Source organism: Streptomyces sp. enrichment culture (genome assembly GCF_964272895.1).
Classification (GTDB): domain Bacteria; phylum Actinomycetota; class Actinomycetes; order Streptomycetales; family Streptomycetaceae; genus Streptomyces.
The window spans coordinates 23,366-36,748 of record NZ_OZ186833.1 but is presented as its reverse complement, the minus strand read 5'-3'; the positions used below and the strand labels follow the sequence as shown (position 1 = coordinate 36,748).

The following is a 13,383-nucleotide window of genomic DNA, read 5'->3' as shown; positions in this document are numbered from 1 at the left end:
TGCACCAGCACGGCGGCCCGCGTCGGCCGTCCCCGGCGCCGGGCCGGCGGTTCCCGGCGCTGAGCCGGCGGTTCCCGGCGCCGGCCCGCCTCTCGGGCCCCGGCCGGCGGGCCCGGTCCCGGCAACAGCTCAGGTGTCCGCCGCGACGGCTTCCCGAAGGGCCCGGGCGAGTTCCCGTACGCCCTTGTGCTCGTCCGAGGCCGTTCCCGCGAGCACCACCCGCGGCGGCCGGCCGTCGTCCTCCGCGATACGCCCGGCGAGATCGCAGGCGAGCACACCGGCCCCGGAGAAGCCGCCCAGCAGCAGGGACCGGCCGACCCCGTGCGCGGCCAGGGCAGGCTGCGCCCCGTCGGCGTCGGTGAGGAGCACCACCAGTTCCTGCGGACCGGGGTAGAGGTCGGACAGCCGGTCGTAGCAGGTCGCGGGCGCGCCCGGCGGCGGGATCAGACAGATGGTGCCCGCCTGCTCGTGCCCCGCCGCCCGCAGAGTGACCAGCGGAATGTCCCGCCCGGCCCCCGACACCTCGGCCAGACGTCGTGCGGCGGTGTCCTCCAGGAGCTTCAGGGCCTCACCGACGGTGGTGTACTCCCCCGCCGACGCGGACAGCGCCCGCAGCAGCATGGCGCACTGCGCCAGCAGTTCGGCGACCGTCCCCTCCTCGAAGAGGGCCCGGTCGTAGACCCCGGTCAGGACCAGGCCGCCCGCGCTGTCGTGGTGGGCGAGCAGCCCGATCGGCGGCACGGAGCGGGCCGGTACGGTGACCGGGAACTCGGCCCCGATGCCGTGGGCGGCGAGGTCGGCCTCCAGACCGTCCACCGGGTGCGGCGCGTCCTCGAAGACGACGACGGTGTCCGCGGCACCGCCGAAACCCCGCCGCGCCCAGGCCCGGATCCAGTCGCCGGGAACCCATTCGTAGGCGGCCATGTCCAGAGCGCGATCGCGCAGTTTCCGCAACAGGCCCGGCACGGTGGCCGCCGGATCCACCTCCACGTACATCGGCAGAGGATTGCGCAGCGGCCCCGGCATGCGGGCCGCGCCGTCGAAGAGGATGCCCCGCCCCGACACGGTCACGTCGAAACGGACCGGGGCCGGGCCGTCGGCGCCCGAACCCTCGTGGATCAGCATGGCCCACACGGCCTGCACCACGCTGCTCTCGGCGCATCCCCAGGTGCCCGCCCAGTGCGCGAGGCGGGTGGTCTCGACGGGGTCCAGGCGCAGCCGGGCGTGACCGATGCCGGTCCGGCCGGTGGGCGCGGTGTCCCGGCCCGGCCTGGACGCCGCGTCGTCGGGCGGCATGCTGTCCGCCCAGAACCCCTGGGCGGCCTCCGGGTCCTGGGCGGCGACCCAGGCCGTGTAGTCGCGCAGGTCGGGGCGGCGTTCACCGCCGGGCAGGGTGCCGCCCGCGAGATAGGCACGGTAGAACTCGCGCAACAGGATGTGCGCGCTGCGGGTGTCGAGCAGTGCCTGGTGGTACGTGACCAGGATCCACGTAGGGGCGACAGTGCCGCTCCGCACCCGCTTCCGCTCCAGCAGCGTCAGACGCAGTGCTCCGGGCCGGTGCAGGTCGAAGCCGCGCAGCCGGTCGCGCTCCAGCAGGGCGGACCAGTCGCCGTCGTGGAAGACCTGGCGGTCGATGTCCGGTACGACCCGCTCGTGCACGACGAGTTGCGGCTCGAGCCCTCCGGTGAACGCGGTGCGCAGCACCGACTCGCAGTCGTACACCGACTGCCAGGAGGCGGTGAAGCGGGCCAGATCCAGCGGGCCGTGCCAGGCCCACACGAGCTGTTCGACATGGCGTCCGGTGCCGGGCCGCGCATCGCCGCCCGCGTACAGCGCCGACTGCTGGGGGGTGGCCCGGAAGGCGGGCAGGATCCGGGCGGCGGGTGAGTCGGCCAGCTCCTCCAGCAGCTCCCGCAGCAGGCGGGCGAGTGCTCCGACAGCCGGGCCGGTGAGGCCGTCCGCGGGGTCGGTCACACCCGCGAGGCCCACCGACAGCCGGTCGTCCCGCACATGGGCGCGCACCTCAAGCCGGTGCGTGGGCCGGGCGGAGCCGGGCAGCGTTCCATCGGGGTCGTCGAGGAGCAGACACGCCTGCGCGGGCGCCAGTTCACGCAGAGCCCGGCGCAGCGACGGGTCGGGGCTCCATTCGCGGCACGCTCCGAAGCCCGCGCCGCCTCCGGCACGGCCTGCGCAGACGGCCAGGGAGTCGGCGAGAGCGGTCAGCTGACCGAGGGCGTCGAGCCCGGGCTCGAGGACGAGATGGACAGGGTACGGCTCGGTGAGGCGGCCCACGTGCCCGCCCAGGCCCCGGCGGTCGGCCCGCGGATCGCTGCGTACGTCGAAGGCGACCGCCTCCGTTCCCTGCCAGCGGGCCAGGGCCAGCGCGAACACGCCGGTGAGCACCTGCCCGGTGGTCAGCGCGAGCCGCCGGGCCAGACCGTGGGCGATCCGCTCGGTGGCCTCCTCCTCCAGCACGAACCCGGCCCGCCGCACCTCCCCCGACCCGGCGGCCCCTTCGGGTGCTTCAGGTGCTTCATGTGCTTCAGGTGCTTCGCAGGTTGCGGTCCCTCCCGCCCCGCCCGGCCCCGCCTCGGCCCCGCCCACCGGCCCGGCCGCGACGCCTTCCCCGCAGCCGCCCCCAGCCCCGTCGGCCGCATCCCGGCGCAGCGCCACCGCTCCGACGGCGACAGGCCCCTCGGCCACCTCCCCATACCCGGCAGCTCCGTCGGCGCCCGCCACCCGGCGCCGGTCGGCCGGCCGAGACCTGCGCTCGGCGACCAGGGCCCAGTGCTGCGCCTCGACGGCGTCACGGGCCAGCTCCCGCAGTTCGGCGATCCAGTCGGCCAGGCCGGCCGGTGCGGACCGCGGCCGCACCGGAACGGGCCCGCCGGCCGCGCCGAGGGCGGCGGTCAGGTCGTCCAGCAGAGCGCGCCGGCACGCGGCGTCCACGGCGACGGCGTGCACGACGACGGCGAGCCGGTCGGCGCGCGGCCCGATGGGACGGCGGTCCCTGGCCAGCAGGCCCCGCAGCTGGACGCCGGCGTACACGTCGAGCGTGCGGCCGGTCGTCTCCAGCAGTGCGGCGAAGCCTGCCTCATCGGCGAACTCCCCCTCCACCAACGGATCCTGGCCCCCCACGGCCCCGTCACCGGCCTCCACGGTGCGCCAGCCCTCCGCGGCGTCGAGGCGGGAGTGCAGCTGGGGGTGGGCGGCCACGACGGCACGCAGCGCCTCGCGCAGCGCCCCGGCGTCCGGCGCGACCACGGTGTCGACCAGCAGCACCTCGTAGCGGTGCCCGATCGGGCAGGTGAGGGCCGCGTGCTGGGCGGGGGTGAGCGGGAGGTCGGCGGCCGGTGGCGGCTGGGTGAGCCGGTCGGCGACGCGGCCGGCGACGAGCGCGGCGAGCGCCCCTTGCGACGCGGAGAACCTCAGCGTGTGCCGGTCGGGGCCGTGGCGCAACAGCCGGTGCTGTAAGGAGGGTCGGTCGGTGTCCTCGGCGGTCAGCTCGCCCATGAGGTGTTCCAGGGCGGCGGCGTCGAGCGGCCCGTGCAGCCCGACGTCCCACGGCGCGGGAGGGCGCCCGGGGTCGACGACGACGGAGATCGGCTCGTTCGATAAGTGGCGAGGAGTCATGATGTCCTGGGGTGCGCGGTCCGCTGCGCGTGGCCGGGTACCCTCCTTCTCCCTTCTGCGGGCGCGAGACGAGCATGCGGGGCTCGGGAACGGCCCGGGCGCCGTGCCCAGGTGCGGCAGAGTCCGGGAGTCGCGCGCAGGCCCGGCGTGGCCGGAGGGAAAGGTGCGGGTGCGGCGTCGGCGGCACACGGAAGCCGGGACGGGCCGTCCTGGCTCGTACCCCATTGCCTCTCCCCCATGACGGCCTCCTGGCCTGTCTGCGTCCACAACGGTCGGGAAGCGCCACATTAAGGGCAGTGCGCGGCCGAAGTCCGTTTTCCCGAGCGGGTATGCAGCCGAGTACGACCGGAGCCCGAGCGTGGCAGGCGACGACGTGCTTCTTGCGAGCCGTTCATGGGGGGAGCGACGACGGTGGCCGACCCCTCGCGGAGGGGCCCGACCACGCCGTGACCCCGGTCCGACCGGAACGCGAGCGGACTCCGGGCGGCTGGGGACGAAGAGGCGGAGCAGCCCGGGCGGGTGCCCGGGACGGGTCGGTCAGCCGACGGGTGCCGGTTCCTGCACGAGCCGGCGGACGGCACGGCAGGCCCGGCCCAGCAGCCGGGGCAGTTCATGGTCGCCGCGTGCGGCGAGGTGACGTCCGGGGACGGTCCGCTCCAGGACCGGTCCCTCGGTCCGTCGCCGCCAGCTGTCGGCTGTGGTCTGCGCGGCCGCCGGGTCGTCCTGGGGGGCGACGACGAGCACCGGGGTGGTGAGCGGTCCGGCGGTGGAGGCCGTGTCGAGCGCCTCGTCGAGGTCCTGGGCCAGCTCCAGCTCGGCGCGCAGCACGGGCAGCATGGCCTGCAGCCAGACCCCCTCGTCGCTGCCGAGCGGCACCGCCCCCTCCCCGCTGAGCGCATGCAGCAGTTCGGCGTCCGAGGCCCGGCGGGCATCGGGCAGCCCGGCGGAGGCAGGCGGCGCTGACCAGGCGCCGACGGCGAGGAACGCCGGGCCCGGCAGGCCCGCCTCGTGCAGGGCGCGCGTCACGGCGAGTGCCATCGTCGCGCCGGAGCCGTGGCCGTACAGGGCGTACGGGCCGGGGGCCGGGTCGGTGAACAGTGGCAGCACGTCCGCGAGCAGGGCCGCGTGCGTGGTCACCCGTGCTTCGGTGCGCCGCTGTGTGCAGCCCGGCAGAAGCACCGGTACCGGCTCCACGCCCGGTCCGACGTGCGCCGCCCAGTCGTCGAAAACGGAGACGCCCTCGGCGGAGTGTGCGAAGCAATGCAGCCGCAACGGCTGTTCGACCGACATGTGCACCCTCCTTTAGGTCCGCTCCTGGTACCACGGGGCGGGGTACGAGAATGGCCGTACGCTCTCGAACCGCACTTGAACCCAACCCGAGGCCCCACCCGCGTCCCACCGACGGGGCCGCCTGCCGTTTCCCTGCCCCGCCCCGTGCCCCCGGCGAGAACCACCGGTGCCCGACCGGCCACCGCCGGCCCGCAGCAGGAGACACAGTGCCCCGTCCGGTGACTCGCACCCCCCGCGGGACGCCAACTCCTAGGCCGCGTACCGGTCGAAGGTGGAGACGCGGCGCGGGCCGGCCACCACGTCGAGCTCCGGGTCGACCGCGAGCATGGCCTGCTGCAGCCGCTGGAGCTGCGGCGAGGGTTCCACTCCGAGCTCCTCTATGAGCCCTTCCCTGAGTCTGCGGTACACGTTCAGCGCCGCGGCCTGCCGTCCGGACCGGTACAGCGCCACCATCGCCTGCGCGTGCAGACCTTCGTGCTGGCGGTGACGGGCGATCAGGTCGGTGAGCTCGGCGATGAGCTCCGCGTGCCGGCCGAGCCGCAGATCGGCGTCGATACGCCGTTCCGTGGTCATCAGCCGGGACTCCTCCAGCCGCATCACCTCGATGTCCAGCACCGGCCCGAGTCGTACGTCGACCAGCGCGGGCCCCTGCCACAGGGCGAGGGCCTGCCGGTAGCAGCGGGCGGCCCGTTCGTCCTGCCCCTGCTCGAACGCCTCCTGGCCCTCGGCGACCAGACGCTCATAGGTGTGCACGTCCACGGACTCCGGCGGGATCTGCAGGAGGTAGCCGCCGTGCCGAGTGGCCAAAACGTTTTTCGCCGCACCCGGCGCATCGGAGCCCATCGCCGAGCCCAGGCACCGGCGCAGCTGCATGATGTACGTCTGCAGCGTGGTCATCGCGCTCTGAGGCAGTTCCGTGCCCCAGATCTCCTCCATCAGCGTCGATACCGGCACCACACGGCTGGGATACAGCGCCAGCAGGGCGAGAACCTGCCGGGGCTTTCCAGCGGTCGGGACGATCGAGTCCCCGTTCACGGCGGCACACAGCGGACCCAAGACCTGAATCTCCATGGTTCCCTCCGTTCGTCGTCGGGCACTCCCGATGGCGGAAAGTCGTCGGCGAGCTTGCACGCTAGCCGTACTCACACCGGAGGCATCGGTTCCTTCAGTGGCATTTGAGCAATCCTCGAACAACCGGACGGCAGGCGAATGCGCACTTGGGAACGCGGCGGGAGATGACCTCGACCGGGTGTGGGTTCCCGCGTTCAGGTGGTGCGCCGACGGCGCTCGACGATCTCGTCCGTCCCCTGGTCGACGGAGGTGTCGGGGCCGGACGCGAGGATCATGTCCCGGATCCGCCACAGGTCCGCCGACGGTTCGAGCCCGAGGTCCCGTACGAGAGTCGTGCGGATCCGCTGGTACGTCCTCAGGGCCTCGCTGCGCCGCCCGGAGCGGTGCAGGGCCAGCATGTACTGGCCGCAGAGGGTCTCGTGGGTCGGGTAACGGCTGACGAGGCCGGCGAGTTCGGCGACGAGGTCGCGATGGCGGCCGAGCCGCAGATCCGCGTCGATCCGCCGGTCGAGGGCGCTGAGCCGGGTCTCCTCCAGCCGCTTGGCCTCCACCTCCAGCTGCGCACCGGCCTGCACCCCGGCGAAGGCCGGCCCGGTCCACAGATCGAGCGCCTCCCGCAGCTGCTCCGCCCCGCCCTCCAGGTCACCCGCGTCCGTCAACCGCAGTCCGAGATCCGTGAGCCGCTTGAACTCGCGTACGTCGCTGATGCCGTCGGCACTGTCGAGGCGGTAGCCGCCCGGCACCGTGGCCAGGACGTCCTTGGCTGTGCGCCGCTTCCCCTCCGTCGCCGGGTCCTGCTCCAGGGCGGCGCCTATGAGTTCCCGCAGTTGCAGCACATAGGTCTGCAGGGTGGTGCGCGCGCTGCGCGGCGGTGTGGTGCCCCACAGCTCCTCGGTGAGGGAGGCGACGGAGACCACACGGTCGGCGTGGACCGCGAGGAGCGCGAGCACCTGGCGTGCCTTCGGGGCGGTGGGCGTGATGGAGACGCCGTTCTCCCGGACGTCCAGGGTGCCCAGCACCGAGATGTTCACGAGGCCTCCTGATGCCCGGGCTGTCACGAAACCAAACCGCACAACCCGTATGTATTTAGCCGAGGACAGGAATACCACAGGCAACACGCCGTCTCAACCTGCGCATGCCCCAGGGAAGTTGGAGCGAAGGCCGGGCGAGCCGGACATGCCTGGTCACAGCTTCCGTTCGCGGGCCGCGACCTGCGACGGGACGCCCACCGAGACGGTGGCCTGCCGCGGGGGGCCGGAGCACACCAGCGTGCCCACGGCCTTCCGATCGGTGAGCGGCAGCAACAGCAGCTCGCAGAACCGGGTGACGTTCTGCTGCGACAGCCAGAACGAGTCCTTGCCGCCCAGCACTTCCAGACCCACGGTCAGGACGACGATGACCCGGGCGGCGTCCACCCAGGACACCCCGTCCGCCAGGGCGCCGCCACGTGCGGCCCGGCGCAGGCTGTCCTCGACCCAGCGCTGCCACTCCTTGCGCAACGGGGAGGCTTGGCGGCGCGCGATGTCACCGGCGAGCTGGAAGCCGGCGCGGACGACGACGTCCCGGGCCAGGGCGTTCATCAGCTCGTGCACGGCGTCCACGACGGACTGCAGGGAATCGCCCTGGCGCGCTCGCGCCGACTCGGTGAGCCGGCGCAGCTTGTCGGCGGCCTCCGCCTCGACCGCCTCGGCGAGCATGATCTTGTTGGCGAAGTGGAAGTGCAGTGCCCCGTTGCTGACACCGGCCCGTTTACTGATGGTCGCCAGTGACGCCGGTACGAAGCCCACCTCGGCAAACACCTCTGCCGCGGCCTGGATCAGCGCCCGCCGCGTGCGTGCGGCTCGCTCCTGTTTGACCATGTGCTGCCTCCTGGGCACAGGCTGCCGGAAGCCCGACAGGACACCGACGGCTCAACCCCCTGCACCGGCACGACGTGCAGGATCCGCACAGCAGGATAACAAACCGCGTGCGCGGTATCATATAGAGCGGCAGAACCTAACTGTTTAAAGACTGAGAGGCCGCTCAATGGCGGCCTCTCAGTCTTCTTCGTATGCGTCTTGTCGGTTGCTCTCCCCTGCACACTGCACCGCGGTGCGACACCGGGATGCAACGCAGTACGCCGACCGGCGCGACGTACGCCGACCGGCGCCAAGTCCCGCTCCCCGCCTGGGGGGCACCCGCGCGACGCAGCGCGCGGCCGGGGCGGGACGGCCTAGGAGACGGTGCTGCCCACGCGCACGGCAGCGGCCGTGGCAGGCACACGCTGCTCCGCCGTCGGCGGCATCTCCTGCGCGGCCATCAGGATCGACCGCTGCAGCCGGCGCAGGCGCGCCGAGGGCTCCAGGCCCAGGTCCCGCACGAGGGTGTTGCGCAGCCGGTGGTAGACGTCCAGCGCCTCACCGCGCCGGCCCGAGCGGTGCAGCGCCAGCATGAACTGCGCGTGCAGGTTCTCGTGGGTGCGGTAACGACTGGTCAGCACCGTGAGCTCGGCGAGCAGTTCGCGGTGGCGGCCCAGCCGGAGGTCGGCCTCGATGCGCTGGTCGAGAGCGCACAGCCGGCTCTCCTCCAGGCGCCTGGCCTCCATCTCCAACTGCGCACCGGTCTGCACGTCCGCGAAGGCCGAGCCGGTCCACAGGCCGAGGGCTTCCCGCAGCAGGCGCGAGGCACCCTTGAAGTCCTCCTCGTCGAGCGCCCGGTAGGCCATGCCCGCGAGCCGCTCGAACTCCCTGACATCGCTGCTGCCGCCGCCGGAGACGAGCATGTACCCACCGGGCGCGGTGACAAGGATGTCCTTGGCGCTGCGACGCGGGGCGGAGTCGGACCCGTCCGCGGGCGCGTCCTTCTCCAGCGCCACGGTGATGAGGTCACGCAGCTGGAGAACGTAGGTCTGAAGAGTGGTGCGCGCGCTGCGCGGCGGCCGGCCGGCCCACAGCTCGTCGATGAGCGCGGAGACCGGCACCACCTGGTCGGCGTGCAGCGCCAGAAGGGCCAGCACCTGCCGGGGCTTCGGTGCTGTCGGAGCGATGGAGACCCCGTTCTCCCTGACGTCCAATATCCCCAATACCTCGATCTGCACGCAGTCGCCCCCTAGGTAGGTGCCGTCAGCTGGCACCTCACGAGTACAAAACAGTCCAGACGGTTTGTCAACATCAAACCGCCTGCGCTGTTTTGACGCCCCGTCTAGTTGACTCGCCGCATTCCCTACAGAAGCCCCTGACCTGCGGATTCATCCGATTCTCAGGTCCCGCTCCGCAAGGGAACGATCCGCAGCCTACCGAACGCACGTGTGGATCTACCACGACAAACAGGCGATCAGACGGTTACGAGAGACGAGTCTCAGCAGGAAACCGACCTTGCGTGCGGTTGAACCGGACCGCTCTCGGCCCCGTGTGTCACTGCGGGGGGTTGCCGTGCTTGCGGGAGGGCAGGTCGGCGTGCTTGGTCTGGAGCATGGCCAGGGAGCGGATGAGGACTTCGCGGGTCTCGGTGGGGTCGATGACGTCGTCGACGAGGCCGCGTTCGGCCGCGTAGTAGGGGTGCATCAGCTCGGCCTTGTACTCCTTGACCATCTTCTGGCGCATGGCCTCGGGGTCGTCGGCCTCGGCGATCTGCCGGCGGAAGATGACGTTGGCGGCGCCCTCGGCGCCCATCACGGCGATCTCGTTGGTGGGCCAGGCGTAGGTGAGGTCGGCACCGATGGACTGGGAGTCCATGACGATGTACGCACCTCCGTATGCCTTCCTGAGGATCAGGGAGATCCGCGGCACGGTGGCGTTGCAGTAGGCGTACAGCAGCTTGGCGCCGTGGCGGATGATGCCGCCGTGCTCCTGGTCGACGCCGGGCAGGAAGCCCGGCACGTCCAGAAGGGTGACGATGGGGATGTTGAAGGCGTCGCACATCTGCACGAACCGGGCGGCCTTCTCGGACGCCTCGATGTCCAGCACACCCGCCAGCGACTGCGGCTGGTTCGCGACGATACCCACGACCTGACCGTCCAGCCGGGCCAGCGCGCAGATGATGTTCCGCGCCCAGCGCTCGTGGACCTCCAGATACTCGCCGTCGTCGACGATCTCCTCGATCACCTTCGCCATGTCGTACGGCCGGTTGCCGTCCGCCGGAACCAGATCCAGCAGTACCTCGCTGCGCCGGTCGACCGGGTCCTCGCAGGGCACACGAGGCGCCGCCTCGCGGTTGTTCTGCGGAAGAAGAGAGAGGAGATAGCGCACTTCGGCGATGCACGTCTCTTCGTCGTCGTAGGCGAAGTGGCACACACCGGAGGTCTCGGCGTGCACGTCCGCACCACCGAGCCCGTTCTGGGTGATCTCCTCACCGGTCACGGCCTTGACCACGTCCGGACCGGTGATGAACATCTGCGAGGTCTCACGCACCATGAACACGAAGTCCGTCAGCGCGGGCGAGTAGGCCGCACCGCCGGCGCACGGACCCAGCATCACACTGATCTGCGGGATCACACCCGAAGCCCTGGTGTTGCGCTGGAAGATCCCGCCATAGCCGGCGAGCGCCGAGACGCCCTCCTGGATACGGGCACCCGCACCGTCGTTCAGCGACACCAGCGGAGCCCCGGCCGCGATGGCCATGTCCATGATCTTGTGGATCTTCGTGGCGTGGGCCTCACCCAGCGCACCACCGAAGATCCGGAAATCATGCGCGTACACGAAGACCGTCCGGCCGTCCACCGTGCCCCAGCCGGTGATCACACCGTCCGTGTACGGCCTCTTCGCCTCCAGACCGAACCCCTGCGCACGGTGCCGCCGCAACTGCTCGACCTCCCGGAAGGACCCCGGGTCCACCAGGAGCTCGATCCGCTCCCGCGCCGTCAGCTTGCCCTTCGCATGCTGCGCCGCCGTCGCCTTCTCACTCGGCCCGGCCACCGCCTGCGCACGGATCTCGTCCAGCTCCGCCACTTGGCCGCGCAAGCCTCTCGGTGCGGTGCCGGTCGACGCGGAGGCAATCGTCATCGCCATCACTGGGCCCCTTCGATTAAAGCCGCTTGTCGGTGTCTTTGGCTTGTGCTGGAGGGCTCACGGGTAGCGGTCGGCTCACCGCCAACTGCCGGGCGCCGCATACCCCTTCGTCTGCTTCCACCAGCTCCATCCGAGCGTCGGCGGCTGCTGGGGCTCGGCCTGGCCGCGTGCCCGCAGGATCAGCAAGACCGTTGTGAGGGCGGCCAGTTCGTCTCCATCTGCCTGACCGCGTTCCACTCGGAGCACAGTTTCGGTGCTCTCCATCGGGCCTTCTCCCCCTCTTCTACGGCTCAGGACATGGTCAAGCCGGAAACTTGAGAAGCACTGAGGCGGCACTCGAAGCAGGGTCGGCAGAGTGGCCACCGAGGCCAGAGGGCCGGTGTCCTCGAGCAAAACCGACGCGGAAGCAAACGGTCCGGAACGAGTGAGGGCGGAGTGACTCGTACCGCTAGAAATTAAACCGTACGGTATGTATCTTCGCTGGCCTGAGGACAGCCATCCACCGCGCTATTCACGCCAACGCAGCTCAGGGGGAACAGACATGTCTGCGAGCACGTTCCGCGTCGAGCGCCCCATACGCGGCACACAGCACGCAGGGGACGACACTATGGGGAGAGGGCACACCTCTCGCTTACTGAACACGGCTCTGACCACCACTGTTCCCAAGGAATTCGTCCATCGCGCGGGCATCGCTGAGGTACTGCTCACGGACTGGGAGCGCCAGGACGACACCCACTTCACGGTGACGGCGCAGTGGCCCCGGCGCCATGCGTTCTTCGCCACCTTCGAGGGTTGCCACGATCCCCTCCTCGTGGCCGAAACGATCCGCCAGGCTGGACTCCTCCTGGCCCACGCCGAGTTCAACGTACCGCTCGGCTATCAGTTCCTGATGTGGGACCTCTCGGTCGACGTACGGCCGGAGCAACTGCTCGTCGACACCAAGCCTGCGGCTCCGGTGATCGAGGTCTCCTGCATGGACATCAACCGCAGGGGCAACAGCATCTCGGGCCTGCATCTGAAGGTCGTGATCCGTCGCGACGGACAGGTGGTCGCGACCGGAGCCGCCACCTTCAGCTGCACGTCACCGGCGGTCTACCGGCGCCTGCGGGCCGCCCGCATCGGCGACGGCATCCCGACGCCGATCCCGCTGACCAGCCCGCTGGCACCGCAGGATGTGGGCCGTGTCTCGCCGACGGACGTCGTGCTGTCGCCGCTGCCCGAACAGGGCCGCTGGCAGCTGCGGGTGGACATCCGGCACCCCGTGCTCTTCGACCACCCTCTCGACCACGTACCGGGCATGCTCCTGATGGAGGCGGCCCGCCAGGCATCCGCCGTGTTCCTCGGGCGGCCGTGTCTGCCGGTCGGCCTGACCAACGAGTTCTCCCGGTACGCGGAGCTCGACGTTCCCTGTGTGATCGAGGTCTGTGCGCTGCCGCGTGACGACCGGGGCAGGGAGCGCCTGCTCGTGACGGGCCGCCAGGAGGGGGACGTGGTCTTCACGTCCGCCGTGACCCTGGCACCGGCCACCGTCTGATCGTTTTCCCGCTACTCCGACCTTGAGTCGCTTCGGTCGCTGTCCGATCCGTGTACCCGCTCTGAGCAGGCACGTCGCTCAGCGGCCGAAGCGACTGTGCAGCACCCGGCCGAGGCCAGGTGCTGCCTCAAGCCTCACACTGCCGCGGCCAGCGGAACCGCCTCGTGGACCAGCCGGGCGCCGCGGTCCGGGGCCACGTCCAGTCGCATGAGAACCGCCGGCGAGGCGATGGAGGGCAGCAGGTGCTTCAGCAGTACCGACACCCGGTGCTCGACGTCCTGCAAATTGGTCTCAAGCTGGGAGTACAGCTGCACCCCGTTGAACGCGCCGACCACCATCTCGGCGATCTCGCGCGGCACCACGTGCGCCAGGGTCTCTCCCCGTCGATGGGCCTCGTCCAGGATCTCCGTCAGCCTCTCGACCCACAACGACCAGGCACTGCCGTAGTGCTTGCGGCCGACGGGATCGGCGGAGAGCCGGGCACCGGCACGCAGCACGAGATCGTGCTTCAGCCGGTGGGCCACCGACATGGCGACGTCCACCATCTCCTGGAGCTTGATCTCCTGTTCGGGCAGCGCCTGGTCGACCTGCACCTCCAGAATGCCCCTGGCCAGCGCTTCCTTGGAGTCGAAATGGAAGTAGAGCGCGCCCTTGGTCACCCCGGCAGCCTTCAAGATGTCGGCAACCGTCGCAGCCGTGTACCCGTGCTCGGCGAAGACCGACGCAGCCGCCTCCAGTACCGCACGGCGGGTCCTGACCGCTCGTTCTTGTTGGGCCATTGGACCTCCCCTTCAGTGAACCGCGCTCCGCAGCAGCGCACGGGAAAATTAAGAAAAAACCGTCTAGGAGGTACCGTAAGCATCAAGGGAA

At 71.0% G+C, this 13,383-nt stretch carries 10 protein-coding genes; 1 reads left to right on the top strand and 9 read right to left on the bottom strand.

Annotated elements, in window-relative coordinates; translation table 11 throughout:
* Positions 1–129: 129 nt before the first annotated feature.
* The 8 genes from ACSU6M_RS33735 to ACSU6M_RS33700 all read right to left on the bottom strand — a co-directional run bounded on the left by ACSU6M_RS33735 (position 130) and on the right by ACSU6M_RS33700 (position 11,243).
* Complete coding sequence (locus ACSU6M_RS33735) at positions 130–3,633, bottom strand: condensation domain-containing protein (RefSeq protein WP_437075528.1); 3,504 nt, start codon at positions 3,631–3,633, stop codon at positions 130–132.
* Between the two features lie 537 nt (positions 3,634–4,170).
* Positions 4,171–4,923 (bottom strand): thioesterase II family protein, encoded by a 753-nt coding sequence (locus tag ACSU6M_RS33730; protein ID WP_437075526.1) that lies wholly within the window; start codon positions 4,921–4,923, stop codon positions 4,171–4,173.
* Between the two features lie 249 nt (positions 4,924–5,172).
* Positions 5,173–5,994: an AfsR/SARP family transcriptional regulator gene (locus ACSU6M_RS33725; RefSeq protein ID WP_437075524.1), complete on the bottom strand. Its 822-nt coding sequence runs from the start codon at positions 5,992–5,994 to the stop codon at positions 5,173–5,175.
* 194 nt (positions 5,995–6,188) lie between these two features.
* Positions 6,189–7,025, bottom strand: a complete 837-nt coding sequence (locus tag ACSU6M_RS33720) for an AfsR/SARP family transcriptional regulator (RefSeq protein ID WP_437075523.1) — start codon at positions 7,023–7,025, stop codon at positions 6,189–6,191.
* Positions 7,026–7,178: 153 nt separating this feature from the next.
* Entirely contained in the window at positions 7,179–7,853 is a 675-nt protein-coding gene (locus tag ACSU6M_RS33715; protein ID WP_437075521.1) for a ScbR family autoregulator-binding transcription factor, read from the bottom strand.
* 353 nt (positions 7,854–8,206) lie between these two features.
* On the bottom strand, positions 8,207–9,070 hold the full coding sequence (locus ACSU6M_RS33710) for an AfsR/SARP family transcriptional regulator (RefSeq protein WP_437075519.1): 864 nt from the start codon (positions 9,068–9,070) through the stop codon (positions 8,207–8,209).
* Positions 9,071–9,386: 316 nt separating this feature from the next.
* Positions 9,387–10,979: an acyl-CoA carboxylase subunit beta gene (locus ACSU6M_RS33705; protein WP_437075517.1), complete on the bottom strand. Its 1,593-nt coding sequence runs from the start codon at positions 10,977–10,979 to the stop codon at positions 9,387–9,389.
* Positions 10,980–11,054: 75 nt separating this feature from the next.
* A complete protein-coding gene (locus ACSU6M_RS33700; RefSeq protein ID WP_437075516.1) occupies positions 11,055–11,243 on the bottom strand; it encodes an acyl-CoA carboxylase subunit epsilon in 189 nt (62 codons plus the stop codon).
* Between the two features lie 343 nt (positions 11,244–11,586).
* Here ACSU6M_RS33700 and ACSU6M_RS33695 point away from each other — a divergent pair, with 343 nt between their 5' ends.
* Positions 11,587–12,513, top strand: a complete 927-nt coding sequence (locus ACSU6M_RS33695) for a ScbA/BarX family gamma-butyrolactone biosynthesis protein (RefSeq protein WP_437075514.1) — start codon at positions 11,587–11,589, stop codon at positions 12,511–12,513.
* Positions 12,514–12,647: 134 nt separating this feature from the next.
* On the opposite strand, the gene ACSU6M_RS33690 is transcribed toward ACSU6M_RS33695, so the two are convergent.
* Positions 12,648–13,292, bottom strand: coding sequence for a ScbR family autoregulator-binding transcription factor (locus ACSU6M_RS33690; RefSeq protein ID WP_437075513.1), 645 nt, complete (start codon positions 13,290–13,292; stop codon positions 12,648–12,650).
* Positions 13,293–13,383 lie beyond the last annotated feature (91 nt).

Bases quoted from the DNA above. Each gene is read 5' to 3' on its own strand.
- ACSU6M_RS33705 (WP_437075517.1), bottom strand. From the start codon at position 10,979: ATGGCGATGACGATTGCCTCCGCGTCGACCGGCACCGCACCGAGAGGC.
- ACSU6M_RS33690 (WP_437075513.1), bottom strand. From the start codon at position 13,292: ATGGCCCAACAAGAACGAGCGGTCAGGACCCGCCGTGCGGTACTGGAG.
- ACSU6M_RS33715 (WP_437075521.1), bottom strand. From the start codon at position 7,853: ATGGTCAAACAGGAGCGAGCCGCACGCACGCGGCGGGCGCTGATCCAG.
- ACSU6M_RS33735 (WP_437075528.1), bottom strand. From the start codon at position 3,633: ATGACTCCTCGCCACTTATCGAACGAGCCGATCTCCGTCGTCGTCGAC.
- ACSU6M_RS33700 (WP_437075516.1), bottom strand. From the start codon at position 11,243: ATGGAGAGCACCGAAACTGTGCTCCGAGTGGAACGCGGTCAGGCAGAT.
- ACSU6M_RS33730 (WP_437075526.1), bottom strand. From the start codon at position 4,923: ATGTCGGTCGAACAGCCGTTGCGGCTGCATTGCTTCGCACACTCCGCC.
- ACSU6M_RS33695 (WP_437075514.1), top strand. From the start codon at position 11,587: ATGGGGAGAGGGCACACCTCTCGCTTACTGAACACGGCTCTGACCACC.
- ACSU6M_RS33725 (WP_437075524.1), bottom strand. From the start codon at position 5,994: ATGGAGATTCAGGTCTTGGGTCCGCTGTGTGCCGCCGTGAACGGGGAC.